This window comes from Streptomyces sp. NPDC006365 (genome assembly GCF_042870755.1).
Lineage (GTDB): Bacteria > Actinomycetota > Actinomycetes > Streptomycetales > Streptomycetaceae > Streptomyces > Streptomyces xiangluensis.
This window is the reverse complement of the sequence record NZ_JBIAHS010000001.1, coordinates 1,030,332-1,056,383: the sequence shown is the minus strand read 5'-3', so window position 1 is coordinate 1,056,383 and position 26,052 is coordinate 1,030,332. Positions and strand designations below refer to the sequence as shown.

The 26,052-nt window shown below is 70.3% G+C and carries 19 protein-coding genes; 7 read left to right on the top strand and 12 right to left on the bottom strand.

The window, feature by feature from the left end:
* Positions 1 to 26 precede the first annotated feature (26 nt).
* The 3 genes from ACFYO0_RS04870 to ACFYO0_RS04860 all read left to right on the top strand — a co-directional run bounded on the left by ACFYO0_RS04870 (position 27) and on the right by ACFYO0_RS04860 (position 3,163).
* Entirely contained in the window at positions 27 to 1,001 is a 975-nt protein-coding gene (locus ACFYO0_RS04870; protein WP_388670597.1) for an alpha/beta hydrolase, read from the top strand.
* Positions 1,002 to 1,081: 80 nt separating this feature from the next.
* Positions 1,082 to 2,125, top strand: coding sequence for a helix-turn-helix domain-containing protein (locus tag ACFYO0_RS04865; RefSeq protein WP_388670594.1), 1,044 nt, complete (start codon positions 1,082 to 1,084; stop codon positions 2,123 to 2,125).
* Between the two features lie 96 nt (positions 2,126 to 2,221).
* Positions 2,222 to 3,163 carry an SGNH/GDSL hydrolase family protein gene (locus tag ACFYO0_RS04860; RefSeq protein WP_388670591.1) on the top strand — a complete coding sequence of 314 codons (942 nt, stop codon included), beginning with the start codon at positions 2,222 to 2,224 and terminating at the stop codon, positions 3,161 to 3,163.
* A gap of 114 nt (positions 3,164 to 3,277) precedes the next feature.
* On the opposite strand, the gene ACFYO0_RS04855 is transcribed toward ACFYO0_RS04860, so the two are convergent.
* On the bottom strand, positions 3,278 to 6,928 hold the full coding sequence (locus tag ACFYO0_RS04855; protein WP_388670588.1) for a LamG-like jellyroll fold domain-containing protein: 3,651 nt from the start codon (positions 6,926 to 6,928) through the stop codon (positions 3,278 to 3,280).
* A gap of 527 nt (positions 6,929 to 7,455) precedes the next feature.
* On the opposite strand from ACFYO0_RS04855, the gene ACFYO0_RS04850 reads away from it, so the two are divergent.
* The gene (locus tag ACFYO0_RS04850) at positions 7,456 to 8,367 is read left to right on the top strand and encodes an MHYT domain-containing protein (RefSeq protein WP_388670585.1); all 912 of its coding nucleotides are present in this window, start codon (positions 7,456 to 7,458) and stop codon (positions 8,365 to 8,367) included.
* 79 nt (positions 8,368 to 8,446) lie between these two features.
* Here the strand turns inward: ACFYO0_RS04850 and ACFYO0_RS04845 are convergent, their stop codons facing one another.
* Together ACFYO0_RS04845 and ACFYO0_RS04840 are read right to left on the bottom strand one after the other, a co-directional pair.
* Positions 8,447 to 8,929 carry a VOC family protein gene (locus ACFYO0_RS04845; protein WP_388670582.1) on the bottom strand — a complete coding sequence of 161 codons (483 nt, stop codon included), beginning with the start codon at positions 8,927 to 8,929 and terminating at the stop codon, positions 8,447 to 8,449.
* 241 nt (positions 8,930 to 9,170) lie between these two features.
* Positions 9,171 to 10,427, bottom strand: a complete 1,257-nt coding sequence (locus tag ACFYO0_RS04840; RefSeq protein WP_388670579.1) for a DUF6777 domain-containing protein — start codon at positions 10,425 to 10,427, stop codon at positions 9,171 to 9,173.
* A gap of 173 nt (positions 10,428 to 10,600) precedes the next feature.
* Between ACFYO0_RS04840 and ACFYO0_RS04835 the strand changes: the two genes are divergently transcribed.
* From ACFYO0_RS04835 to ACFYO0_RS04825, 3 genes are read left to right on the top strand one after another with little or no spacing between them, the layout of a single operon-like run.
* Positions 10,601 to 11,881: a streptophobe family protein gene (locus ACFYO0_RS04835; protein WP_388670575.1), complete on the top strand. Its 1,281-nt coding sequence runs from the start codon at positions 10,601 to 10,603 to the stop codon at positions 11,879 to 11,881.
* 30 nt (positions 11,882 to 11,911) lie between these two features.
* Positions 11,912 to 12,610 carry a class I SAM-dependent DNA methyltransferase gene (locus tag ACFYO0_RS04830; RefSeq protein ID WP_388670572.1) on the top strand — a complete coding sequence of 233 codons (699 nt, stop codon included), beginning with the start codon at positions 11,912 to 11,914 and terminating at the stop codon, positions 12,608 to 12,610.
* Positions 12,611 to 12,651: 41 nt separating this feature from the next.
* Entirely contained in the window at positions 12,652 to 13,143 is a 492-nt protein-coding gene (locus tag ACFYO0_RS04825; RefSeq protein ID WP_388670569.1) for a carboxymuconolactone decarboxylase family protein, read from the top strand.
* A gap of 149 nt (positions 13,144 to 13,292) precedes the next feature.
* Here the strand turns inward: ACFYO0_RS04825 and ACFYO0_RS04820 are convergent, their stop codons facing one another.
* From ACFYO0_RS04820 to ACFYO0_RS04780, 9 genes are all read right to left on the bottom strand, one after another.
* Positions 13,293 to 14,087, bottom strand: coding sequence for an aminotransferase class IV (locus ACFYO0_RS04820; protein ID WP_388670566.1), 795 nt, complete (start codon positions 14,085 to 14,087; stop codon positions 13,293 to 13,295).
* A 55-nt stretch (positions 14,088 to 14,142) separates the two neighbouring features.
* On the bottom strand, positions 14,143 to 15,321 hold the full coding sequence (locus ACFYO0_RS04815) for an FAD-dependent monooxygenase (RefSeq protein ID WP_388670563.1): 1,179 nt from the start codon (positions 15,319 to 15,321) through the stop codon (positions 14,143 to 14,145).
* The gene (locus ACFYO0_RS04810; protein WP_388670560.1) at positions 15,318 to 16,886 is read right to left on the bottom strand and encodes a class I adenylate-forming enzyme family protein; all 1,569 of its coding nucleotides are present in this window, start codon (positions 16,884 to 16,886) and stop codon (positions 15,318 to 15,320) included. The genes ACFYO0_RS04815 and ACFYO0_RS04810 overlap by 4 nt, the downstream gene beginning before the upstream one ends.
* Positions 16,887 to 16,954: 68 nt before the next feature.
* Positions 16,955 to 18,529 (bottom strand): AMP-binding protein, encoded by a 1,575-nt coding sequence (locus tag ACFYO0_RS04805; protein WP_388670881.1) that lies wholly within the window; start codon positions 18,527 to 18,529, stop codon positions 16,955 to 16,957.
* An 11-nt stretch (positions 18,530 to 18,540) separates the two neighbouring features.
* Positions 18,541 to 20,661: an aminodeoxychorismate synthase component I gene (gene pabB / locus ACFYO0_RS04800; protein ID WP_388670557.1), complete on the bottom strand. Its 2,121-nt coding sequence runs from the start codon at positions 20,659 to 20,661 to the stop codon at positions 18,541 to 18,543.
* Between the two features lie 28 nt (positions 20,662 to 20,689).
* Complete coding sequence (locus ACFYO0_RS04795) at positions 20,690 to 21,271, bottom strand: hypothetical protein (RefSeq protein WP_388670554.1); 582 nt, start codon at positions 21,269 to 21,271, stop codon at positions 20,690 to 20,692.
* A gap of 246 nt (positions 21,272 to 21,517) precedes the next feature.
* Entirely contained in the window at positions 21,518 to 22,516 is a 999-nt protein-coding gene (locus ACFYO0_RS04790; protein ID WP_388670551.1) for a serine/threonine-protein kinase, read from the bottom strand.
* Positions 22,516 to 23,682 carry a hypothetical protein gene (locus ACFYO0_RS04785; RefSeq protein ID WP_388670548.1) on the bottom strand — a complete coding sequence of 389 codons (1,167 nt, stop codon included), beginning with the start codon at positions 23,680 to 23,682 and terminating at the stop codon, positions 22,516 to 22,518. Before ACFYO0_RS04785 ends, ACFYO0_RS04790 begins: the two co-directional genes overlap by 1 nt.
* A gap of 5 nt (positions 23,683 to 23,687) precedes the next feature.
* Positions 23,688 to 26,030: an FHA domain-containing protein gene (locus tag ACFYO0_RS04780; RefSeq protein ID WP_388670545.1), complete on the bottom strand. Its 2,343-nt coding sequence runs from the start codon at positions 26,028 to 26,030 to the stop codon at positions 23,688 to 23,690.
* Positions 26,031 to 26,052: the final 22 nt, after the last annotated feature.

Genomic DNA, 26,052 nt, shown 5'->3' with positions numbered 1-26,052 from the left:
AATGACGCCGTATCGAGGAGGACCCGATGACCACCACTCCCCCGCCCTTCGACCCCGAGCTGGCCGCGGCGCTCGCCGTGATGGGCGAGCAGGCGCCCACCACCCTTCTGCCGGAGTGGATCTCGATGGCGCGGGAGGCGGGCGGCGGTCCCTTCCCGCTACCGACGAACGAGGAGCTGAGTCGCGACGGCGCCTTCGAGGTCGAGGAGCGTACGGTGCCCGGCGCCGAGGGCGCACCCGACATCTCCCTGCTGATCTGCCGTCCCACGGCCGCGCCTGGTCCGCGGCCGGTGCTCTACTACGCGCACGGCGGCGGCATGGTGCTGGGCAACAACCGGCTCGGCCTGGACGTGACGATGGAGGTGGCCGAGGAGCTGGGCCTGGTCGTGGTGTCGGTGGAGTACCGGCTCGCTCCGGAGCATCCGCACCCGGCCCCGGTGGAGGACTGCTACGCGGGCCTGCTGTGGACGGAGGAGAACTCCAAGGAGATCGGCGGCGACCCGGACAGGATCATTCTGGTGGGCGGCAGCGCGGGCGGCGGGCTCACCGCGGCGGTGGCTCTGCTGGCCCGCGACCGGAAGGGGCCGCGTCCGATCGGCCAGATGCTGCTCTGCCCGATGCTCGACGACCGCAATGACACCCCGTCCGCCCTTCAGATGGCCGGGCTCGGCGTCTGGGACCGCACGGCGAACGAGACCGGCTGGAGCGCGCTGCTCGGTGAGGCGCGCGGCACCGCGGACGTGTCCCCGTACGCGGCTCCCGCACGGGCCGAGGACCTCTCCGGGCTGCCTCCGGCCTTCATCGACGTCGGCTCGGCCGAGACCTTCCGCGACGAGGACGTCGCCTACGCGTCCGGGATCTGGCAGGCGGGCGGCCAGGCCGAGCTGCACGTGTGGCCGGGCGGGTTCCACGGGTTCGACATGCTCGCCCCACAGGCCGCGCTGTCGCAGGACGCCCAGGCGGCCCGGCTGCGGTGGCTGCACCGACTGCTCGGTGAATGACACGACACTCACCGACACACAGCACATGGTGACTCCTGATTCATGGCACCAAATGGTGATTCCTGACCGAGAATGAGCAGATGGAAGAGCTGGCTGGCCGCCTGGCCGCGCTCGACCCGGACGCCGGAGCCGCCGTCCAGGTCATCGCCTACTTCGACCGGCTGGTCGAGGGGCGCGCCGGGCTCGAGGCCCTTGTGCGGGGTGCGGCGGTGCTGTCCGGCTGCCCTGCGCGGCTCGTCGACGAGGCCAGGCAGGTACGGGTCCGGGTCGAGCCCGACGGGCGCCGGCGCGACGAAAACGGGCCCGTGCGCCCCGAGTGGCCTTCGGTGCCGCTGACTCCCGGCGGGGTGCCCGCGGTGTGGCTGGAGCGCACGGGACCGCGGACGGTGGTCGACGCCATGGTCCTTGAGCGGACCGCGAGCGCCGCCCGGCATGTCCTGGATCGCACCCGGGGGCGGGCACCCGTGCATGGCCCGGCCGATGATCCGGCGCTGCTGGAGACGGTGCTCGACCCCACCGCCGCGGAGTCCGCCCGGCTGCACGCGGCGCGCGGGCTCGGTCTCGACCCGGACGGCCGGGCTCACGCGATCGCCCTGCGCGGCGGCCCGGTGAAGCAGCCCGCCCTGAGCCTTGCCTCCGGCGAGCGGGCCCGCGTCCAGCCGGTCCCCGGCCCGGAGCTGCCGCACGAGAGCCGGGTGGGCGTGGGCCCGGCGGTCCCCGTCCTGGAACTGCCGCGCTCCTGGTCCGCCGCCCGCACGGCCCTGCGCTTCACGGCCGAGGGCACCGACCAGGACCCGGGCCCCCGCATCGTCCACGCCGATGAACTCGGCACGCTCGCCCTCCTGGCGGCCGTGGTCACCCCGGGCACGGAGCCGCCTCCCGACGTACGCGCCCTCGACCAGGCCGCCGCGGCGAGCCCGTGGCTCCTGCCCACGCTGTACGCCGTCATCACCTCCCCGAGCCGGCGCACAGCGGCCACCGAACTGAACGTCCACCACTCCACGCTCCAGGACCGTTTGGCCCACGCGGAGGGCCTGCTCGGCTGGCCGGTACGCACGCCGCAGGGCCATCTGCGGCTTCAACTCGCCCTGGCGGCACGGCTGCTGACGAGGAACCAGCTCTGAAGTCGCCGCCTGAGTTGGCTGCCCGAGTACTTCCCCCGCGCGCCCCGCTGTGCTTGTCTGGGGGCCGTTTTCGGTGGTTGGGGCGGGAGTTGCCGTATGGGCAGGATGTGGGTCGGCGGGGTGCTGGCGGGTTTGCTGCTGCTCGCAGCATGCGGCGACCCCTCGTCCGGGCCCGAGACCGCGCCGCCCGAGCGGCCGGCTGCTCCCGGCACAGCGGCGGCGAAGGCTCCGGGTCCCTCGCCGTCCTCGACCACACAAAAGCAGCGGCCGCCCGCCTCAGCCGCGCCCGAGGCACCCGCGAAGCGGCCCACTGTGCTGTACCTCGGTGACTCGCTCGCAATGGAGAACCAGAAGGTGCTCGGCGGGTTCCTCCATGACGAGTTGAAGGCCCGCTACACCAGCGCCCCGTACTCGGGGACGACGCTCTGCGACTATCTCGAGGGCACCGGCGAGGACTCGCTCGTACCGGCCAAGGACAAGGCCGCTGCCCTGGTGCGTTCGCTGCGGCCGGACTTCGTGGTGCTGCAGTTCTGGGGCAACGCATGGGGCTATACGCCATGCATGAACGGGATCACGCACGACAAGGCGCGGGACAAGTACTTCGCGCGCTACACCTCCGACGCCCGCAAGCTGACCGAACAGATCGCGAACGCGTCGGGCGGGAAGGGGCCGAAGCTCGTGTGGGTGCTCCAGGGCCCTGACCCGATCACCCCCGACCGCGTCCGCCGCGTCAACGCGATCTACGAGCAGCAGGCCGACGCGTCCGGTGGCCTGGTCGCGGACGCCGGCAAGGAGGTCGGCCCGGCCGACGCCCGCTACACCTGGGCCCAGCACCTGCCGTGCACGGCGTACGAGCGCGATCACCCCGCGTACTGCACCCAGCCGGACAGTAACCGCACCGCCCTGCACCGCGACGACGACTACCTGCACTTCTGCCTGGCCCCCACCACCGAGAAGTCCAGGCCCTGCCCGGTCCGCTCCCCCGGCATCCTGCGTATGACCCGGGCGATCACCAAGACGCTGACCGCCGCGAACTGACAGAGCCGCCAACAGCAGGTGCCCGGGTCCGCTGACCTCTCGACGGACCCGGGCACCCGCGTGGGGTACCGGCGGCGCGGCGCCCTCATCGCCGCGCCGCCGGTGGTCATCACTTCATCGGGTCTCCCTTGCGTACGGGGCGACGGTGATCCGGTCGATCAGCGGCGCGTAGCGGGAGCGGAGCAGTACGCCGGGGAAGGTGTCCGAGGCGTACGAGGTGCCGTCGAAGTTCGGCAGCTCCTCGGAGCGGAAGGCGATCGTGTTCTGCCCCTTCTTCAGCTGGACGGGGATGGTCAGCTCCCAGAAGTTGTTCTGGTGGAAGCTGTGCGGGAAGGTCACTCGCTGCACCTTGCCGTTGATGCTGATGTCGGCATGGCGGGCGAGCGGGTCCGGGTTGTAGTGGGTGGCCTCGGACTGCTCCGGGTTGGAGTAGCGGACCCGCAGCGCGTGCAGTCCGGACCGGTCGGCCTTGACCGTGAACGTCGCGGTGTTGCCGTTGCCGGGATCACCGCCGATGTCGGTGATCGCCGTGCCGTCGGTGGCCAGGGAGAGCGGTGCGAGCTTGGCCGAGCCCGCGAGCTTCGCGTCGCCCGCCTCGTACGTACGCGCCGGGAGCGCGCCCTCGGTGGGCGTGACCCGGAGGCGGTCGACGAGGGTGGTGGACGAACCTCCGGTCACCGTCACCTTGTTGACGCCGCCCGTCAGGGAGACCGCCGCGCTGCTGCTGCCCTTGGACAGGCGCAGGACGTCATGCCCGTTGACGGACAGCCGGGCGCCCGAGCCGCCGAGGGTGTCGACCTTGAGAGTGGCCTCACGGTCGGCGGGTGAGTAGACCCAGAACGTGGCGGTCCCGTTCTTCGGGAGCCGGACCGCGCCCGAGCCGGTGGTGGGCTGCTTCGGCAGTGCGTAGACGGGCTGCGCGCCACCGCCCAGCCAGGCCAACTCGCCCTCGTACACCTGGGTGCCGGCCGAAGTCTCGGGGAGCGAGAGGGTGAGGCGGTCGACGATGGCGTCGCCCTTCGTGGCGCCCTTGCCGTCGGCGCTCTTCGCGGCCAGCGTGATGGTGTGCTTGCCCTTGGTGAGCTTGACCTTGGTGTCGGTGTGGTCCCACACCACCCACTTGTAGCCGAGCGGCAGATGCAGCTCCTGCTCGCTGTCCGCCTTGCCGTCCACGCGCAGGAAGACGTTGGTCGGGCCCTGCTCCTTCACTCGGTCGAAGGTGTTGAGGGAGTTGGCGAAGACGCTCAGGTCGTAGGTGCCGTCCTCGGGCACGTCCACCGTGAAGTCGAGCGTGACGTCCGAGCCGGTGCGCAGGCCGCCCACGTCGTAACCGCCGGAGGTGTAGAACTTCGACACGTCGCGCGGCGAGCCCTCCGGGCCGTTCTTGGAGTAGCCGGACCCGGTGTGGGCGGCGCCCTCCGCCTCGTACGAGTCCTTCCAGCGCACTGGCGGGGACTGCGTGTCCTTCGCCTTCCCGGCCGGGCTGAGGACGATCTCGTACGCCGAGGACTCCTTCAGCGTCGGCAGGTCTCCGTCGCCGAAGTCGACGACGACCTTGCCGTCGTCACCGACCTTCAGGTTCTGCTCGGACAGCAGCTTCGGGCCGGAGTTGTCGCCGACCTGACCGCTCCAGTCGATCTCCTTCACCCAGGCGTGCACCCGGTCCCCGAAGAGCTTCTTCGGAACGTTGTCGAAGGTGATGTGGCCCTTGCCGGTGGAGCCGCCGAAGATCAGCCGGGACTGCTTCTTCTTCTCGTCGAGCGTGGCGACGCCCTGCATGCTGTAGTTCTCGCCGGGGAACGGCGGAGTCACCTTCACCGTGTGCCCGCTCATCGAGGCGTACGAGTTCAGCAGCCACCACTGGCCGTTGCCGCGGTTGGACTGCACCGCGGAGTCGGAGAGGTTGCCGTCGATGTTCCAGTACGCGATGTCGGCGTCCACCTTGGACTCCTCGATCGCGGACACCCACTGGATCATCTGGCCGGGTACCGAGGTGTGGTAGTTGAAGGCGTACTCGTTGATGTTGATGGGGAGTTGGGTGCCTTCGCGGTCGGTGCCCTTGAAGAGGTCCTTCTCCCACTCGCGGTACTTGGCGACGCTGTCGCGGACCGCCTCCGGGTGGCTCAGCTCGTGCCAGGTGATGACCTCGGGGAGGGTGCCGGCCTCCAGGGTGTGGGTGAGGAAGCCCTTCACCTGGTCATACAGCACGCTGGTGTTGGGGCCGGCGATGCGGGCGTCGGGCAGCTTGCTCTTGATGAGCTTGTAGAAGTCGTCCCAGGCGGCGAAGAAGTCGTCCGGGTCGTTGAGCCAGCTGATCTTGTTGTAGCTCCACTCGCCGGTGCCGAACATGTTGCCCTCGGGCTCGTTGAACGGCACGAAGACGATGTTGTCCTGGTATTCCTTCGGCAGTTTCAGGACCTGGTCGACCTGTTTGTCGACCTTCTCCCGGTAGAGCTTGACCTTCTCCTCCGGGGTGTCGCCCGGCCACTGGTACGGGAAGCCGCGGTGGATGTCCGTCATGTAGATGTACACGTCACCGTTGGTGGAGTCGGCCAGCGGCTTGACCACCTCCAGTGCGTCGGCACCGGGGTGCTGCGGGCCGTCCTGCGCCTTGGTGGAGACCGTGCGCAGGCCCATGCCCTCGATGAGGTTGTTGGTGGGGACATCCGGCCCGTACACGCCGTAGAGGGTGCCGGAGGCGCCGCCGTGGAACTTACCGGTGTCCGAGCCGAGGTCGACGGTGAGCTGGCCCTCGCGGACCACTGTGACGGTTGCCTTGACGGCGCGCCCTGCGGCGGTTCCGGCGACCGTGAACGTCCCGGGCTGGGCGTACTTGTCGGCCGGTATCTCGTCCCAGGTGATCGGGGTGTCGCGGTCGTAGCCGTCGGAGTAGGTGGAGCGGACGGCGGCGGGGAGGGTCGGGGCGGTCCCGTCCGTCGTACGGGCCTCGAAGGACGTCTTCGAGAGCTCCTGGAGGGTGGGCAGGGCGGGGACGGTGCCGGCCACCTGCTCGGCGCTGAGTGCCGCGTGCCAGACGGTGAAGTCGTCGACCGCGCCCTTGAGCAGCGGGTCCGGCCAGAGGGACTTGCCGATGTAACCGGCGGCCGTCGCCGAACTCTCCAGCAGGTCCTTCGCCTTGATGGCCGTCTCGGCGGAGGAGACCGCCACTCCGTCGAGGTAGGTGGTGAGCCGGCCGGCGGAGGTGTCGAGGGTGACCGTAACGGTCCGCCACTCGTCGGCGGGAAGCGGCGCGTAGCCCTTGACCTGGTTCTCCGCGCCCCCTCCGCCGGTGGTCACGGAGGTCTGCCACAGCCCGTTGCTGTTGTACGGGGTGCTGAAGAGGTATTTGGTGGTGTTGGTGCCCAGGTCGAAGATCCGCTGCCAGGGCGACTTGTCACCGCTCCACTTCACCCGTGCGGAGACCGTCAAGTCGCTTGCGTCGCCGATGATTTCCCGGGGCAGGCGGACGTACGCCCCGTTGGACGTGTCCGGCCCGCCGGGCAGGGCGAGCGCCTTGCCGCCGCCCGTACCCTCGACGGACTGGGCGGTGGAGCCGTTCACCAGGTCCGCCGTCAGTCCGTTGCCGGAGCTGTCGGTGATCTTGCCGGAGGCGAGGTCGTCCTGGTCGAAGGTGTAGTGGGCGGTCGGCTTGGGCGGTTCGGCCGCCAGCGCGGGGCCGGCCGGCGCGGCCAGCAGGCCCGCGCCGAGGGCCAGCGCCACGGCGGCCGGGGCTCTGCGCCGCGCGGCTCTGTCGGCGGATGGCATGGGTGACGTCCTTTCAGGAGCGTCGTCGAACCGGTTCGACGACGTGGCCACGCTCGTACGGGTTGGCACGGGGCGACCGGCGGTCAGGTGTTACCGGTGTTCAGGTGTCGGGGCGCCGGGCGGCCGACGAGCACGGGCGGGGCGTCCGTCGGCTTCGGCGCTTCGCCGACGTCGTATGTGATGCGATTCGGGCATGGGCGGCTCGTACTTTCGGCTCCGGGAGTCGGGTTCTCTCAACTCGACCCGGTTGTGCGGCATTTCGAACACGGTTCGTAGCGTCGGCGGCACCGTAGGGGTGTGATCGAGTCACGGTCAAGACTTTGCGCAACACTGGCAACAGCCGAATCACGCCAGCCGGATTCGGGGCGTGATCACATCCCAACCGGTCGGATTGCGCCAATCCAGGGCAGTAATTGCGTCACGCCTCGCCGCCGCGGCCGAGTACCGACGGTAAGGGCTTGCTACGCCAGCTCTTGAAACGCGAACCTTCCCCTTCCAAGTAGCCATGCTCTCGGGGGAAGTGGCATATGCAAGGCACAGTGGACGGATTCAGCTACGGCGCTGTCACTCCGGTGGCCGCCTACCTCATGGCCTGCCTGGGCGGGGCGTTGGGGCTGCGCTGCATCGTCCGGACCCTGTCCAACAACAAGCAGTCGTCGAAGCCCGGTTGGCTGGCGCTCGGGGCGGTGTCGATCGGATGCGGCATCTGGACGATGCACTTCATCGCGATGATCGGTTTCCAGGTCGAGGAGACCCGCCTCAGCTACGACGTCGGCCTGACCGTGCTGAGTCTCCTGGTGGCGATCGCCGTGGTCGGCATCGGCGTCTTCATAGTGGGATACGGCGGCTCCGGCCGCATGCTGGCCGTCGCCGGCATCGTCACCGGTCTCGGCGTCGCCGCCATGCACTATCTGGGCATGGCGGCGATCCAGATGGCCGGGAGCATCCGCTACGCCCTGGGGACCGTCGCGCTCTCCATCGTGATCGCCGTCGTCGCCGCGACCGCCGCGCTGTGGGCGGCCGTCTCGATCCGGGGCTTCATGACCAGCCTGGGCGCCAGTCTGGTCATGGGTGTGGCCGTGAGCGGTATGCACTACACGGGCATGGCCGCGGTCAGCGTGCATCTCCACGACACGACCGGCGGCGCCCAGGGCGGCGATTCGCCCCTGTCGCTGCTGCTCCCCATGCTCATGGGGCCGGTCATCTTTCTGGTGCTGGCCGGAGCGATCGTAATGTTCGACCCTCTCCTGGTCACGGGTGACGGGGACGAGGGCCGGCCCGCCTCGCGGCGTAGCCGCGCCACGGCCGGGAGCGACGCCGAACCGTCCACGCCCCGGACCGGCTCGCTCTTCGAGGGATTCGAGGGTTCTGAGGAGCCGCCCTCCGGGGGCCGGCCCCGCGGACAATACGAGGCCTCGAAGTCCGCCTACGAGTGGTGAGTTGCCCTTTGCGACGGCGCACAGCGGCCGGTTCGTCCCACGGTGGTGTGGCGACGGGCGACCGCTGTGCCGCTCCGGCTCACTCGCCCGCGGCGGCCTTCTCCAGGGCGGCGACGTCCAGCTTCGACATCTTCATCATCGCGTCCATCGCCCTGCCCGCCCTCTCCTCGTCGGGGTCAGCGATCAGCTCGAGGAGCCTGCTCGGGACGACCTGCCAGGAGACGCCGAACCTGTCCTTCAGCCAGCCGCAGGGGCCCTCCTGGCCGCCGCCCTCCGTGAACTTGTTCCAGTAGAAGTCCACCTCGTCCTGGTCGTCACAGCGGATCTCGAAGGAGACGGCCTCGTTGAACTTGAACTCCGGGCCGCCGTTCAGCGCGACGAACTTCTGTCCGTTCGCCACGAACTCGACGGTCACGACGCTGCCGGCGGGGCCGGGCCCGGCCTTCGTGGCGCGGAGGACCCGGCCCAGCCGGGAGTTCTTGAAGACCGAGACATAGAAGTCCGCGGCCTCTTCCGCCTGGCCGTCGAACCAGAGACATGTGGTGAATCCCTCGGTGGTCATGAGCACCTCCTGGTGGGTGAACGCTGTCACCTGTGTCGACTCGTCCTCGGGCCGAAACTCATCGCTCCACTCGAGATGCGGTTCCCTCCGTTGGTTGCGCGGGGCGCCTGGAGGGGTGGCGGGTTCGGTTCATTGGCGGGTGCGGGTTCGTTGTGGCTTGTCGCGCCCGCGCGGCGGAGCCGCATATCGACACAGCCCTGCGCCCCTCGGGTCCGTGGGCGGGTCGGGGCCGTGGGCCGGCTCATGTCGCGTCGGGGGACTCTTGGCCGGGGGGCGAGTCGGCGGGCTCGTCCGGAGTTGGCTCATCCGGAGTTGGCTCATCCGGAGGGGGTTCGGACGTCGTGGGCGCGGGTTCGGGAGACGGCTCGTCCGGAGGCGTCGTTTCCGTGGGCGGCTTGGGCGGTGTGGCCGTTGGGGTCGGCGGGCATGTGGTCGTGCCGTCGGTCTCCGCGGTCGTTTCGCCGGGCGGGCAGGACGGGGGCAGCGAACTCGCGGATGGTGTCGGGCGCTTCTCGGGCGGCTTCGTCTTCTTGTCCTTGGTGCCGGTGTCGCCCCTTTGCCGCTCGATCCACTCGCCGTTGTCGGGGTCGTAGAGGACGAAGGTGTTGATGACCTGGGTCGCGGGCGAGACGGCCACGACATTCGACGGGCGGTACGAAGGCCAGGAGTCGCCCGTCTTCTTGGGTGTGCTCTTCTGCGCGACCGGCGGCGTCAGCGGGTTGCCGCAGGCACAGCGCACCCGGGGTACGCCGCGGTCGTCGACGAGTACGGCGGTGCCGGACTGCAGGACGGCCTGGTAGCTGGTGGCGGAGCCGTCGCGGTAGCCGTGGTTGGTGACGCGGGTGTCCATCCTCAGCTGCACGGGGGTGAGCGAGCGCAGGTACCCGGGGACGCCGGACGGTTCGAGGTCCTGGACGGAGGCAAAGGCCTCGTTCTTGGCTGGGGCGTCCTGGAGGTAGGAGATCTGCTTCTCCACGTCGCAGCTGGCCTTGTTCCGCGTACCGCCGTAGAGGCCGGGTGCCGAACCGTCCACGCCACGCGTCACGTTGCCGGAGTCCGGGGTGGGTGTGGGCGAGGGCGTCTCGGGGACGGTCGAGCTGTCCTCTGCCGTCGACCCGGTGAACGGGTCGGGGCCCGACTTGCCGGCGGCCTGGAGGAAGACCTCGCTGCCGGAGCCCGAGGTGCCGTCGGGGCGGGTGAAGACGACGGCCAGAACCACGGCGGCGGCGACCACGAGGGAGATGACCGCGACGCGGGGTGCGGACCTCCACCACGGCCGGCCGGGTCCGTCACCGGGGCCGGGCTCGGCCGGCCCGAGCGGGCCGCTGGGGCCGGAAGGGCCGCCGCCTCCCGGGCCTCCAGCCTCCGAACCGCCGCCCGACGGGCCCAGCGGTGCGCGGTCACCCGGCGGCTGCGAGGGAGGAGGCTGGGACCCACCGGACAGCGGGCCCGACGGCGGTCCGGTGGGGCGGCCGGAGGACGGCGGTTCGACGCTCACTGGCTCTACTTCCCGGTGTAGGGGTTCACGGCATTTCACACACTTCATTCGGCTTCACGCTGGTTTACGCGTAATCAACCCATTGTGTGTGCCAGCCCTGTACCGGCCGCAAGCTGACGCCGGTCGGCCCTCTTCGGCAGGCGGGCCGCCGAACCCCTGCCTAGCGTGGCAGCGTGAACTCCCAGACGCGCGCTGACCAGGCCGTCGCCCGCCATGGCTGGGCCGAGGCCGCCGCGACCGTCCTCGCAGGAGTGATCGTCATGCTCGTGGTCGCCGCGCTCGGGCTGTGGGCGGCCGGGGCGACGGATCTGCCTGAGGGCGCGTTTCCCCGGGTCGTCCTGGCCACCGTGGTGGCGGCGGTCGGCGGTTCGGTCGAGTTCGCGGGCAACGCCGGAGCTCTCGCCGAGACCCAGGCGAACCTGGCGGTGGTCCCCCTGTCGGTGGCTCTCGCCGGAGTCCTGGTCATCGCCGCCGGATTCCTCCGGCCGCTGCGCCACCGGGCCGTGACCGGGGCTCCGGAACTGGCGGGCTGGGCCGCCCGTATCGCGGCAGTCTGGCTCGTCGCCCTGATCGCGCTCTCGTTGCCGGCCCGCCAGACCTTCGACATCTCACTCGGGGAGGACGGCCTCGGCGACATCGGCGACCTGTTCGGCGAGCAGACGTCGCCCCGGGTGGGCTTCGAGGCCGATGTTCCGGTGACGCTGTTCTTCGGGCTGCTGTGGCTCGCGGGCGTGCTGGCCCTCGCGCTGCTGGTGTCGCGGAAGGCCCCGCTTCCGGCCCGCCTGCTGCGCTTCCAGGAGTCGGTGCGGCCCGCCGCGTTCGCGATGGTCGTGCTGCTCCTCGCCTACGTCGTCCTCGGCCTCCTCATCGCCCTGGTCGTCGCGGCGACGCGCGGGCATGCCGTCGAGACGTTCGCCGTGATCCTTCTCGGGCTGCCCAATCTCGTCTGGCTCGCCTTCACCATCGGCCTGGGCGCCTCGTGGGAGGGCCGCGTCGACGGGCCGTTCGGGCTGCCCATGCCACGGCTGCTGGACCTGGTGATGCGTACGCCGGACATCTCGAGAATCGATCTGCGGACGCTGTCCGAGCACGACGGCAAGGTGTGGTGGCTGGTCGTCGTCAACGCCGTGCTGGTGCTGGGCGCCGCATTCCTGATGGCCGCCCGCTCACCGGCCCGGACGCGCCTGTGGCAGCACGCCGTGCACATGGCGGTGGCGCTCGTGCTCACGGTGCTGACCGTCTGTCTCGTAGGCAAGATCCACGCGCACTACGGCCTGTCGTTCCTCGGCATCAGTGACCTCGGCGGCGGGCTGTCCGGTGACCTCCTGCTGCGGGCACGGCTGTGGACCGCGTTGGGGTTCGCCGCGCTCTGGGGGCTCGTAGCCGGTTTCCTGGGCGGGCTGCTCGCCTGGCGTGTGCACCGGCGGGGCGAGGTGGCCAGTACGCGACGGTGAGGACGATGAGGCGTACTACGGTACGTCTCCATGATCGAGCCGGACTTCCTGCACACCACCCGTACGGCGTACGACTCCGTAGCCGTCCGTTACGCCGAACTGTTCGCCGACGCGCTCGAGGACTGGCCCCTGGACCGGGCGATGCTCACCGCGTTCGCCGAGTTCGTACGGGCGGACGGCGCCGGGCCGGTCGCGGACCTCGGCTGCGGGCCCGGCCATGTGACCGCGCTGCTGCACTCGCTGGGGCTGGCCGCGTCCGGCGTCGACCTGTCGGCGGAGATGATCACCATCGCCCGTAAGGCGCATCCGGAGCTGCGGTTCGATCAGGGATCGATGACCGCGCTGCCCCTCGATGACAGCGCTCTCGGCGGGATCCTCGCCCGGTACTCGATCATTCACACCCCGCCCGAGCGGCTGCCGGAGGTGTTCGCCGAGTTCCACCGGGTGCTGGCGCCGGGCGGCCATCTGCTCCTGGCGTTCCAGACCCACGACGATCCCTCTCAGCTGGCGGAGGCGTTCGACCACAAGGTGGCGCTCGCCTACCGCTGGTCGCCCGACCGCGTCGCAGACCTGCTGCGCGAGAGGGGGCTCGTCGAGGTGGCGCGGCTGCTGCGGGAGCCCGACGAGACCGACGAACGGGGCTTCCAGCAGGCCCATCTGCTGGCCCGCAAGGGACAACCGGCAGCTTTCCGACGGCCTTTGCCCACGCGACGGAAGAATTCCGCCTGATTCCCCAGCACGGCCCGTCATTACGGGGTTAGAGTCGCCTCATGTCCCACAGCGATGCCATAACTCGTGTGTCCCTCAAGAGAATTACCCCCGACGTCTCCGCAGCGATGGGCGCCCTGCACGGTGCCGCCGTTTCCGCGGCGCGGGATGCCAAGATCGAGCCGGAGCTTCTCGAACTGCTCAGAATTCGCGCGTCCCAGATCAACGGCTGTGCGTTCTGCCTCGACATGCATACGAAGGACGCCCGCACCCAGGGCGAGACCGAGCAGCGCATCTACGCGCTGAGCGCCTGGCGGGAGACCCCGTTCTTCACCGAACGGGAGCGCGCCGCACTGGCGTTGACCGAGGCAGTGACCTTGGTGCACGACGGGCGGGTCCCGGACGCGGTGTACGCGGAGGCCGCAGAGGCCTTCGACGAGGAGCAGATCGCGGCACTGATCTGGGCGGCCACCGTCATCAACGCGTACAACCGCATCGCCATCGCGCAACGTATGACTCCGGGCGCTCATGAGCCCAAGCAGAAGACCAACTGAGGTCTTAAAACAATGGACGCAGGCCTGAATCCGGCCTGAATCAGAAAATGGGTCGATGGCGCCGGGTGATTGAATTCGTCCGGCGCCTTCGGTTTCGGATGTTCCGTTGTCGTCGCGGGTCGCAGAAGCATCCTCCTCGCACGTCGATTTCAGGTGTTCGGCAACGGCTCCATGATGTCGTCCAGCCATTTCCTCCATTCCTCGGCCCGCACCGCCGGACCCGCCTCCATCGGCCTTCCCTCCCACGCGACCACCGGACGGATCCCGTGCAGGGCGTTCACCAGCCACACCTCGTGGCCCTCCAGTTCCTCCAGGGTCCGCTCGCGCTGGGCGAGTTGGACGCCGGTGGCAGCGGCCCGTTTCTCGATGAGCCCGAGGGTGACGCCCGGGAGCAGGGGCAGCCGCGCTGGGGGCGAACAGAGGGTGTCGTCCTCCCACCACAGGAGGCTTGAGCTCGATCCCTCCAGGACGAGGCCGGAGGGTGCGATGAGTACGGCCTCCTCGGCGCCCTGTCCGGCCGCCCGCTGCCGGACCCGGGCCAGGACATCCAGGTCGGGGCCCTTGCGGCGGGGCACGGTCCGTGGGTCGGGCTGGCCGGCCGCCCACACCCGTACTTCGGGGGCCAGTTCCGGGGCATGCCGCAGCAGGAGCCTCAGCTGGAGGGATCCGCGGACGAGTTCGACACGGGGGAACCATGTTCCCGTTCGGGGCAGGGCCGCGGTCATGTCCTGCCAGAACTCGGTGAGTTGTCCGGGCGGTGGGGCGCCGCAGTCGGCGCAGGCGCGCTCGAAGCGTGCCCGGTGCCGCTCGAAGCCGCGCACCAGTCCGTCGCGCAGCAGCCACGAGTCCGCGGCCAGCAGTCGGGTGTCGGCCGCCAGCCCCCGGGTGAGACCACTGCCCGGGGTCCAGGCCAACAGGCCCTCCGCGGTTGCGGGTTGCGTCATAGAGACTCCTCTCATTTCACTACGTGTCTCATCGGGTGCCCCGGTAACAGGTGTCCTAGTACTTACGGCCCGCGCTTGCCGGTGAGCCGTTGCGTGGCCCGTAGGGAGCGTGTTCCAGCCAGGCCCCGCACCACGGCAGTACGGGCGCGAGTGCCGCTGCCGCGCGCTGTTTGGCCCGTACGATCCGCCGCCGGGGCCGTAGATGGTCGAGTGCGGTGCCTGCGGCGGCGCTGTTGAACAGGGCCGCCGCGCGCCGGGCCGCGGCGAAGTGAGCGACCGCTTCCGGCACTCCGGTGGCGATGGCCTCCGCTGCCGCCGCCGCGTCGGCGATTCCGCTGTTCATGCCGCGTGCGCCGAACGGCGGGAAGAGGTGCGCCGCCTCGCCGACGAGCAGCACCCGGTGGTGCGAGTCGGTGAAGGTGGCGGCGACCTTGCGCAGGAAGCGGTACGTCGACACCCACAGGATCCGGTCGGCGTACCCCTCCCCCACCACGGCCGGCAGCCAGCCGCGTACGGACTCCTCGGTGCCGTACGCCTCCTGACGGTCGTCGTCTCGGCACTGGAGGTCGAGCTGGAAGCCTCCGGTGAACGGCACGCGCATCACGCTGCGCCCGCCGACACCGGGATGCTCATAGTGGAAGACCCGCTCCAGGGGGAGTTCCGCGCCCGGGATGTCGGCGACGTCCACGACGACGTGGAAGCCGTTCGCGTGGCTGCCCTCCAGGACGATGCCCAGTTCGCGCCGCAGCGCCGAGCGGGCCCCGTCGGCGGCGACGACGTGACTGCCGGTCCAGGTACGGCCGTCGCCGTCGGTCAGGGTGACGCCGGTCGGACCGGTCCGTACGCCCACCACCTCGGCGCCCCACACGAATTCGACTCCGGCGTCCTTGCAGGCGGCGAGCAGGAAGCGCTCGGTGTCCACCTGGCGCAGGCTGGTGAAGGGCGGTGCTCCCGAGGGCGGCGGGAAGGTGCGGGAGTAGACCTCGCGGCCCCGGTACAGGGTGCGCTTGGTCTGCCAGGTGCGTCCGTACGCGGTGATCTCGTCGGCCAGCCCCGGTCGCATCGACTCAAGCAGGTGCAGGGTCTCCCGATGGACGAACAGGGCGCGGCTGCCCGGCCGTTCGCGGCCCTCGGGGTCTGCTTCCAGGAGAGTGACCGGAACCTCCCGGGCGCGCAGGGCGAGGGCGGCCGACAGGCCCACGGGTCCCGCGCCCACCACGATGACGGGGCTCATGTGCGGGTGCCCTCGGTCAGCATGCGGGTGATCTCCACCCGCTTCACCTTCCAGGTGGCGGTCATCGGCAGCTCCTCGAACCGCCACTGCCGTGGTTCAGCCATCGCGGGCAGGTCGCCGGTGGCCCCCTTCCATCGCTCCATGTCCAGGGGCACGTCGCCGCGGACGCACACGACCGGCACGGGTTCGCGGTCGGCGCCCGGCACGATGACGACCTCGCGCAACTCCTCCAGGCGGGACATCAGGGTGTCCTCTACCTCCAGGTTGCTGTGCACCGAGTCGATCTGGTCGATCTCACGATCGATCAGATACAGGGCGCCCAGTCGGCTCTGGTAGCCCATGTCGCCCATCTGCCACCAGTCACCGTCGAGTTGGCGCAGATACTGCTCCCGGGCACCGAGGTAGGTGAGGATGCGGCCCCTGGTGCGGGCCTCGATCGGTCCGGGTGTTCCGGGCCTGGCCCGTCCGCCGGATCCGTCGGCGATGCGTACACGCGTGAAGCCGGGGATGCCGACCCCGACCCGGCGGCCGTCGGCGCGGGCGGCGCTGCGCCGGGTGAACCACTGGAAGGCGACCGGGCCCGTCTCGCTCTGCCCGTACAGCTGGATCAGATACGGCGAGCGGCGCTTCGAGGCGTCCAGGAGCCGTCGCACAGTACGCGGATGGATCGCGTCGAAGGTGGAGCCGTACGAGCGGACCCGGGACAGCGGCGCTCCGGGGGCGTCGGCCAACTCCTCCCACAGTACGAAGGTGTTGGGGTGCGTCTCGACGATGCCGGGGCGGTGGCGGCTGAGCAGTGGGCCGACCGAGGCGGGTTCCGGCTGGGTGATCAGCACCAGTGGGCTGCCGAAGTGCAGCAGCACGCCGAGCAGATGGTAGAAGCGCGAGTGCACGAACGACATGTGCAGTGCCGCGATCTCGCCGCGCGTGGGCCAGCCCATCGCCTTTTGCGGTATGAGCCGGTTCCACATGGTGTTCGGGCAGTGCACGGCGAGCTTGGGAACGCCGGTGGTGCCCGAGCTGTGCGTGATCAGGGAGGGCTCGCGGGGGTGGAGCCGTACGGGCGTGGGCGGTTTGCTGCCTGCGTACTGCTCCAGGGGGACGGCTCCGGGCGCGTCGTCCACGGAGAGCGTCCGCCGCACGAGCGTGGAGAGTTCGACGTCCTTGAGCGGTCCTTCCAGCTTGGCTCGGTCGGTGATCAGCCAGGGCTTGTGGAGGCGTTCGAGGAGCTGTCCGGCCACCGGTCCCGCCAGGGCGGGCGCAAGCAGCGCCGGTACGGCCCCGATCCGGGAGACAGCGCAGGTCAGCAGCACGATGTCGACGTTGTCCGACTTGTGGATGACCACCTCCTCCGACGGCCTGACCCCGGCCTCCCACAGCCGGCCGGAGAGCTCGTCGACGAGGTCCGCGAGCACTGGGTAGCTGAGGTAGACCCCGAGGTCGGGGTTGACGTCCAGCGGCCGGTCCAGCGTGACGAAGGCCGCTCCGTGGCGGTCTGCCGCCTGCCGGAACATCGGGCCCAGATAGAAGCCGCGGTCGGGGAGCAGGGGCTGCTGCTGTCGCATGCGCCCAATCCTTTCTGCTGTGGTGACTGAGCCTGAGGCCGCAAGGGACGGCGGGACGGCGCTCACGGTCACCACGCGCCGTGGCGGACTAGGTGGCGGCGGAGTTTGCCGGTGGAGGTGCGGGGCAGCGTCGGTACGAAGCTGACGCTCCGGGGGACCTTGAAGGCGGCGAGACGGTCGCGGGCCAGGGCGATGAGTTCGGCTTCGAGGCCGGCCGGTATCGGGGTGACGGGGACGACGAAGGCACGTAACCGGTTCGCGCCGCTGCGGTCGGTGACGGCGGCGACGGCGACCTCCTTCACCGCGTGATGGGTCCGCAGTACGGCCTCCACCTCCAGCGGGGAGACGGTGATGCCGCCGACCATCTCCATGTCGTCCGCGCGGCCCAGGTGCCGGATGGTGCCGTCGGGTTCGCGGCGCGCCCGGTCCCGGGTGGCCAGCCAGCCGCCGACCAGGGTGCGCTCGGTTTCCTCGGGCCGGTTCAGATATCCCGGCGTCAACGTCGGTCCGCGGACCCACAGTTCGCCCGATGTGCCGTCGGACACCGGGCGTCCCGCGCTGTCGCGCACCTCCACCTCGAAGCCGGGTACCGGGCGGCCGACGGTGCCCGGGTGGTTGTGGTGGAAGCTGTTGGCGCAGAAGGCGTGCCCGGCCTCGGTCGAGCCGATCTGCTCCAGCACGGGCGCGCCGAGGAGTGCGGTGATCTGTTCGCCGAGCCCGGCGGGCATGCCCTCACCGGCTGACACCGCGGCGCGTACCGAGGCGAAGCAGGCGGTGTGCCCGCCTGCCCGGTCGGCCACCAGGGCGGCGTACGCCGACGGTACGGAGTAGAGCAGGGTCACCCGGTGCCGTGCGACGATCTCGTCGACGGCCGCGGGGGTCGGGCGCCGGTCCACCAGTACGGCGGAGGAACCGGAGAACAGCGGGAAGGCGAAGGTGTTGCCGAAGCCGTAGGCGAAGAACAGCTTCGACACCGACAGCGTGACGTCCTCCGGGGTGATCTTCAGCAGCCGTCGGCCGATCAGGTCGTGGTACGTCTTCGGGTCGCCGTGGCAGTGCACAACTCCCTTGGGGCTGCCGGTGGTTCCGGAGGTGTACTGGATGTACAGCGGGCTGTGCGCGTCGACCGGGTGGGCGTCGGCGGTCGGCTCGGCGGTCCGGGTGAGCGCGACCAGCTGGTCGGCGCCGAGGCGGGCGCGGCCGGCGAACCGGTCCTCGAGGCCTGGTCCGGTCACGCACAGCGCGGCACGAGTGTCCTCGGCCATGAACTCGTGCTCGGGGGCGGTGAGTTCGGGGTTGACGAGCACCGCGACGGCTCCGAGCCGGGCGGTGGCGAGGAAGGCCGTCACCCAGGCGACGGAGTCGGGCAGCGCGATCAGCACCCGGTCGCCGGGACCCACGCCGTGGTCGGCGAGCACGGTTGCCGTTCGGGCCGCGAGGTCGTGCACCTCGCCGTGGGTCCAGGACTGGTGGCCCTGGCGGAAGGCGGTCCGTGCGGTCCAGTCGCGCCGCTCGGCGAGCGCGGCGAGGTGGGCGGCCAGGTTTCCGGGGGCGCCCGCGTCGGCGAAGGCCCGCGTGGCCTGAAGGGTCGTCAGGCTGTCCGTGGACCGCGCGGTCGCCTCAGCTGTATGCGTCGTCTGCATGGGCTGCGTCATCATCGGGTGGGCTCCTCGGCAGCGGCGGGGACAGCGGTGTGCTCCTGGTGGACGGCCCGCATCTGTGCCGCGGTCTTCAGCAGCATTTCGTCGTACTCCGCGGCCGGATCGGAGTCGAGGACGATCGCGCCGCCGGCCCCCAGGTGCATCAGGCCGTCGGTGAACACGGCGGTGCGGATGACGATGCTCAGGTCCGCCCCGCCGCCGCACCCCAGGTAGCCGAGGGCGCCGGAGTACACGCCACGGGCCTCGGTCTCCAGGGAGTCGATGATCTCCATGGTGCGCAGCTTGGGCGCGCCGGTCATGGAGCCGCCGGGGAAGCAGGCGCGTACGCAGTCGACGGCGTCCGTGCCCTCGCGCACCCGTCCCTCGACGGTGGAGACGAGCTGGTGGACGGTGGCGTACGTCTCGGTGGCCATGAGGCGGGAGACCCGCACCGTGCCGGTCTCGCAGACCCTGCCCAGGTCGTTGCGGAGCAGGTCGACGATCATCAGGTTCTCGGCGCGGGTCTTGGGGTCCGCGGCCAGGTCGTCCCGTAGCCGGGCGTCCTCGTCCGGGGTGCCGCCGCGGGCCGCGGTGCCCTTGATGGGCTTGGCCTCGGCGATGCCGTCCGGGGTGATCCGCAGGAAACGCTCGGGCGACGAGCCGGCCACGTCGAGGTCGCCGAACCTCAGGAAGGCCGCGTAGGGCGCCGGGTTGACGCGCCGGAGCACCCGGTAGAAGTCGTACGGGTCGGGCGGCGCGGGTAAGCGGGCGGCGTTGGTCAGGCAGATCTCGTAGCTGGTGCCTGCCCTGAGTTCCCGTTGGCAGGCCTCGATGTCCGCGAGGTAGGTCGCCCTGTCGCGGACCAGCCACGGTTCGGCGGCGTCGGGGTCCGGCTCGGAGGTGACGGGCAGCGGCGGCTTGTCCGTGGAGACGAAGCTGAGCTGGGCCATGGCGCTGTCCAGCCAGTCGGTGGCCTCTCGGGTGGCGTGCGGGGTGTCCTCGGCCAGGCAGACGGCGTAGGTGAAGCCCTCCTCGTGGTCGACGGCGATCAGCCGGTCGGCGAACAGCCAGCAGGCGTCGGGGGTTTCGGCCCGGTGGCGGTTGTCCGATCCGCAGTCGGCCTTCAACTCGTAGCCGAAGTAGCCGACATAGCCGCCGGTGAAGTCGAAGGGCAGTCCCGTGCCGTCGACATGACGGGTCGCCAGCTGCCGCTTCAGGTAGTCGAAGACGGAGGAGCGGACCTTGCGCAGGGGCCGTCCGGGTCGCTCGACTTCGCAGAGGCCGGTGTCGACGTCGTACCGGACGAACTCGGCGAGCGGGCCCCTGCCGTCCCCGAAGAACGAGAAGCGGGACTGTCCCTCCTCGACGCGGGAGCTGTCCAGCCAGAACGCCCGCGGGGCGTCTGCGCACATACGGGTGAAGGCGGCCTCGGTGTCCACGGCGGTGGCGATGCGGCGGGTGTGCAGCCGGTGGGCTGGACGCGGGGCGCGCCGGGGGCGGGGGATCGCCGCCGCGGCCGGGGTGACCGCGGTGTTCTTCGTACGCGGCCTGTGGTCCCGTTCCGCGGTGAGGTTGCGGAAGTTCACCAGCATGCGGTGGCCGTAGTCGGTGAGCACGGACTCGGGGTGGAACTGCACCCCCCACAGGGGCCGGGTGCGGTGCCGCAGCCCCATCAGGACGCCGTCCTCGGCCCAGGCGGTGGCCTCCAGGGTCTCGGGCAGCGGCTCGCGCACGGAGAGCGAGTGGTAGCGGACCACGGTGAAGTGCTGCGGCAGCCCCTGGAACAGGTCCCGGCCGTCGTGCCGGACCGTGGAGAGGTGGCCGTGCCGGGGCTCGGGGGCGGCCTCGACCAGTCCGCGCTCCCCCAGCGCGATGCCCTGGTGGCCCAGGCAGACGCCCAGTACGGGGATCTCGGCCTCGGCGAGCACCCTCGCGGCGATGCCGAAGTCACGCGATACGGCGGGGTGTCCCGGCCCCGGCGACACCACCACATTGTCGAATTCCCGGAGGTCCGGAATTTCACCGGCCGGGGTGTCATTGAGGATCACCACCGGCTCCTCGCCGTTGACCTCGGCAATCAGCTGGAACAGGTTGTACGTGTACGAGTCGTAATTGTCGATGAGCAGGGTCTTCACCCGCCCACCTCCTTTGTCGTTCCCGGGCCTATGCGGCCCGACGTTTGTGCCGCCCGCGAAGCATCGTCTGAATCGGCGGGTACAGCCATTTCTTGAAGAAACGCTGAAGCCGTGGCATGAGAATCCAGGTGACGATAGCCGTCACACACAGACACAGCAGCAGAGTTCGGAGCAAAGGATTGAGGTCGCCAATATAGGGCAGCACGAGGAGATTGAATAAGAGCACCGGTGGAAATACCGCGCTCATATTGATCAGCCACAGCTTCCACTTCGGTGGCGGTCGCGGAGTGGCCGGCGTGGCGGCCTGGGCTTCGAACCATGCGCTGGAGCCCTGCACGCTACGGCGTCCGGTCTCCCGTGCGAGCCCCTCCGCCTCGGTCGACCACTGGGCCCACGTGAGCGAGTTCTCCCAGGTCCGGGCCGAATCCTCGCTGTCAAAGCGGTAGACCACATGCCAATCAGCCTCTCCGTCGACGAGTACGCCACCCCCGAGAAAGCCCGGCTCACGCGCACACGCGCGCAGCGCTGCCCACCCCCAGCGATGGAAGGCGGACTCACAGCCCGGCACCACGTGATACGCCACGGTGACGGTAACGGGATTCCTGGTCACTCCTCCGGGTACGGAAAGAAACCCCCGCACACTCAAACGTTCAACGAGGTTTTTCAAGCTGTCCGATACGCACCCCTAAATCACTCTTTCGTACATATTGACAGCTTCTGCCGAGGGGTACCACGGAGTAACCATTACGGAATTCTGACGGTTACCTTGAGAGCGCTTGCACGGCGCGTCGAAAAATGGGCACGGTTGTTATTCTGCTTGCCACTGCCTACCGAAAACAGCAACCGCGCAAACCATTTACTGGTGGAAGACCGGCAGGGCCCAGCGTGGCGGTTCGGGGGGTGGGCCCGGATTCTCCGTCACCCCGGCCCCGGCAACCCGGAGATCCACCTGAGTCGGCGCGTGGCCCGATGGCGAGGTCTCGCTCGCCGCCGCCCGCAGAGCGGCGACAAAAGCGCGGCAGGATTCGTAACGGTCTTCCGGGCTTTTTGCGAGCGCCTTGGCCAGTACGCCGTCGACGGGGGCGGCGATATCGGGACGCGACTCGGTCAGACGGGGCGGCTGGTCGAACTGGTGCGCCCATAGCAGTGCCATGTCGTCGTCGCGTTGGAACGGCGGTTTGCCGGTCAGGGTTTCGTGGGTGACGCAGGCGAGGCTGTAGACATCGCAGCGTCCGTCGACGGGACGTCCGGAGATCTGCTCGGGCGCCACATAGTCGAGCGTGCCGACGAACTGACCGACCGTCGTGAAGCCGGTCAGCGACAGCGACTTCTTCGTGAGGCCGAAGTCGGTGAGGTAGACGTGCTCGGGGTGGTCGCTGTCCGTGCCCTGGGCGACGAGGATGTTGCCGGGCTTGACGTCCCGGTGGACCAGGCCGTGGTCGTGCGCGGCGTCCAGCGCGGACGCCACCTGGCCGACGATCCGCGCGGCCACCGCGACGGACAACGGGCCCTCGCGGTCGAGTAGATGACGCAGGTCACGACCCGAGACGTACCGCATGGCGATGTACAGCACGCCGTCGTTCTCCCCCGCCTCGAAGATCGGCACGATGTGGGGATGGTCGATGGCGGCGGCCACACGTGACTCATGGGTGAAGCGCTGACGGAAGGTGTCGTTACGGGCGAGCTCCGGACCGAGCAGCTTGAGGGCGACGGACCGGTCGAGGCGCAGATCCTTGGCGCGGTACACCACGGCCATCCCGCCGCGGCCGATCTCACACTCGATCCGGTAACCCGCGATCTGCTTGCCGACCAGGTCGGAGGGACGCCCCGAGTAGGGGTTCGCATCGGGCGGCATCAGGGGTCACCGTCGCTCGTTTTCACGATTCGGGTGGGGGCATGGCGGGCGTCTCCGACGGCTTGGGTCCACTCCGGGTCTGCGACTTCTCGGGGTGCCTCCCGGTCTCCCGCGACTCGGGTCTCCTCCCGATCCCGCACGACATGCGTCGGCTCGCGGGCTTCCACGACCCGCGTGGGTTCCGGTCCGGCAGCACCGTCGATGTGGTCCACGACCCGCGTGGGCTCCGCCTCGGCAACGGCGCCGGCGTCCTCCACGACTCGTGTCCGCTCCGGCTCGGACGCCGCACCGGCACCTCTCACGACTCGAGTCGCCTCGCCATCCTCCACGACCGGCGTCGGCTCGCGCTCTCCCACGACCCGCGTCGGCTCCGCGCCGGCGGCGCCGCCGGCATTCCGCGCAAGCCGCGTGGGCTCCGGCTCGGACCGCGCATCGGCGTCCCTTGCGCCCCGAGTCGGCTCAGGAGCCCCGACGACCCGCGTCGGCTCTGCCGCAGTGGCTCCACCGTCGTCTGCGGCAACCCGAGTCGAGTCCCGCTCCGACACCGCACCGGCGTCCCCCACGCCTTGGGGCGGCTCCGCACCGGGGACGCCACGTGCGTCCACCACCCGCGTCGGTTCCGGCGCCCCCGGGGCGGGTCGTTCCGGGGGCGCCGGCGTGGGCGGCTCCCGTCCGTCCGCCGCCGGAGGCCCCGGTGTCGCGTACGTCGTCAAGTGAGTGCCGTCGCAGTAGACCCAGCGCTCGTGTTCGGCCTCGTACAGCCATACGGACTCCCCGTCGACGACCATTCCGACCCGCAGGCCCTGCGTGCGGGCGCGGAAGGATTCTCCGTCGAGGCGTCCCTCTGTCAGGTCCTCGACCGCTTGGCGGTAGCGGCCGAGTGCCTGCTCGGCGCGGGTGAGCAGTGGGCGTGGGTCCGCCGTGCGGGAGAGTGGGTGCGCGGCGGCGGGCGGCTCCTGGGGTACGGCGATCAGCAGTCGGCCGTCGACCCACGCCGACCAGCCGTTGGCGCAGACGATGTGGCCCCAGTCGCCGAGCCGATCGACGAGCCGGACCGGCAGCAGCGCGTCGAGCGGCACGGCGGGCCGGGCGGGGTCCGGGGCCTCCCAGGCCGGCATGCCGGCCTGGGGGACGACGTGCGTGGGATGGAAGCCGGGAGTCGTCATCGCGCCTACTTCCGCATGACCTCGGGTTCGTGCCTCCTGAGCAGCCGGGCGACCAGGTAACCGAAGACCGCCGACAGAACGACGAGCATGCCCATGTCGAGCAGCCACACATCCGCCTCGTGCCGGAACAGCGGGTCGGCGGTCAGATCGCCCGGGGAGAGCCGGGCCAGTTCGACTGTGCCCGCCATGGCGCCGAGCGCCCACCGGGACGGCACCAGCCACGACAACTGCTCGATACCGGGCACCCCGTCCAGCTTGAGCAGCGCACCGCAGAACACCACCTGCACGATGGCGAGGAGCACGAGCAGGGGCATCGTCACCTCCTCCTTGCGCACCAGCGCGGACACGAGGAGGCCGAGCATCATCGCCGTGAAGGCGAGCAGCGCGACGGCAACCGTGATCTCGGCGAGGGGCGGTATGAGGACCCCCTCACCGCCCGGCGCGTTCAGATCGACCCCCAACAGCGCCACCAAGGTCAGTACGACGGCCTGCAGGACGGTGATCGTGCCGAGGACGACGACCTTGGACATCAGATACGCCGATCTGGACAGGCCTACGGCGCGCTCGCGCTGGTAGATCACGCGTTCCTTCACCAGCTCCCGGACGGCATTGGCCGCGCCCGTCAGGACTCCGCCCACACACAGGATGAGCAGCGTGTTCAGCACGGACTTCTGAGTGAGCTGGCTTCCGGCGAGCGCCCGGGCCATCGCACCCATCACGAACGGCAGCGCGATCATGATGGCGAGGAAGGTCCGGTCGGCGGCGAGCGCGGCGGTGTACCGGCTCACCAGCGTGCGCACCTGTGAGCCCCAGCTCTGCGCCTTGGGCGGGGGCCCGACGACCTGACCGCGGGCGCGCAACGGACGATGCGGTTGCGCACTGGAGTTGGTGATGTACCGCCGCTGGAACGGCGACGCCCGGTAGTTCCCCGCCCAGTCCCGGTCACGGTCCCGCTCGAAGGCCTCGAACGCCTCGGGCCACTGCTCGAAGCCGAAGAAGGCGAGGGCGTCCTCGGGCGGCCCGTAGTAGGCGATCCTGCCGCCGGGCGCGAGCACGAGCAGCCGGTCGCAGACGTCGAGGCTGAGCACGCTGTGTGTGACGACGATGACGGTGCGCCCGTCATCCGCGAGGCCGCGCAGCATGTGCATCACGGAGTGGTCCATGCCGGGGTCGAGGCCGGACGTCGGTTCGTCGAGGAAGAGCAGCGACGGCTTGGTCAGCAGCTCCAGGGCCACGCTGACGCGCTTGCGCTGGCCGCCCGAGAGGCTGTGGATGCTCTGCCCGGTGCGCTGCTCAAGGCCCAGCTCCCGGACCACCTCGTCGACCCGTTCCCGGCGCTCGGCCTTTGCGGTGTCCTGCGGGAACCGCAGCTCGGCGGCGTATCCGAGGGCCCGGTGCACGGTCAGCTGGGCGTGCAGGATGTCGTCCTGCGGTACGAGGCCGATGCGCTGGCGCAGCTCGGCGTAGTCGCGGTACAGGTCGCGGCCGTCGTACAGCACCGTGCCCTTGTCGGCGGGACGCTGCCCGGTCAGCGCGTTCAGCAGTGTGGACTTGCCCGCGCCGCTGGGGCCCACGACGGCGAGCAGGCATTTCTCGCCGACAGGGAAGGACACCTGGTCCAGGAGCGTCTTGCGGCCACGGTCGACGGCGACGGTCAGATCCTGCACGTCGAGCGAGACCTCACCGGTGTCGACGTACTCCTGCAACTGGTCGCCGACCAGACAGAACGCCGAATGACCGATCCCCACGATGTCGCCCTCGGAGATCAGGGCCCGCGTCACCGGCTGTCCGTTGAGGAACGTTCCGTTGTGGCTGCCGAGGTCGACGATCTCGTACGTACCGTCCCCGTGGGCACGCAGTTCCGCGTGCCGTCGGGAGACGATCAGGTCGTCGACGACCAGGTCGTTGTCGCCGCCGCGGCCGAGGCTGACGGTGCGGGCGGGCAGCGGCCGTACGGTCGTGGGCTGCCGGAAGGTGCCGGTCGCGGCGGGCACGGAGACGGCCGACGGGCGCTCGGCGGGCTCGGCGGCGGGCGGGGGCCTGCTGGTGAGCACGGCGCGCGGGCCGTCGGCGGGATGTCCGAAGCGCAGGACGCTGCCGGCGCCGACGTCCCATGCGCGGACGCGGCGGCCGTCGGCGTAGGTGCCGTTCGTGCTGTTCTCGTCCTCGAGCGTCCAGTGACCGTCTTCGGGCCGCAGCACCGCGTGGTGCCAGGACACCCGGGCGTCGTCGATGACGATGTCGCTCAGTGGGTCGCGCCCGACGTGATAGGCCCGGCTCGGACTCATCACCGTGGAACCCGTCTCGGTCTCGAGGACGAGTTCGGGCGCAGTGGACCACTCTCCCATGCCCGAATTCTATCGATTCGTT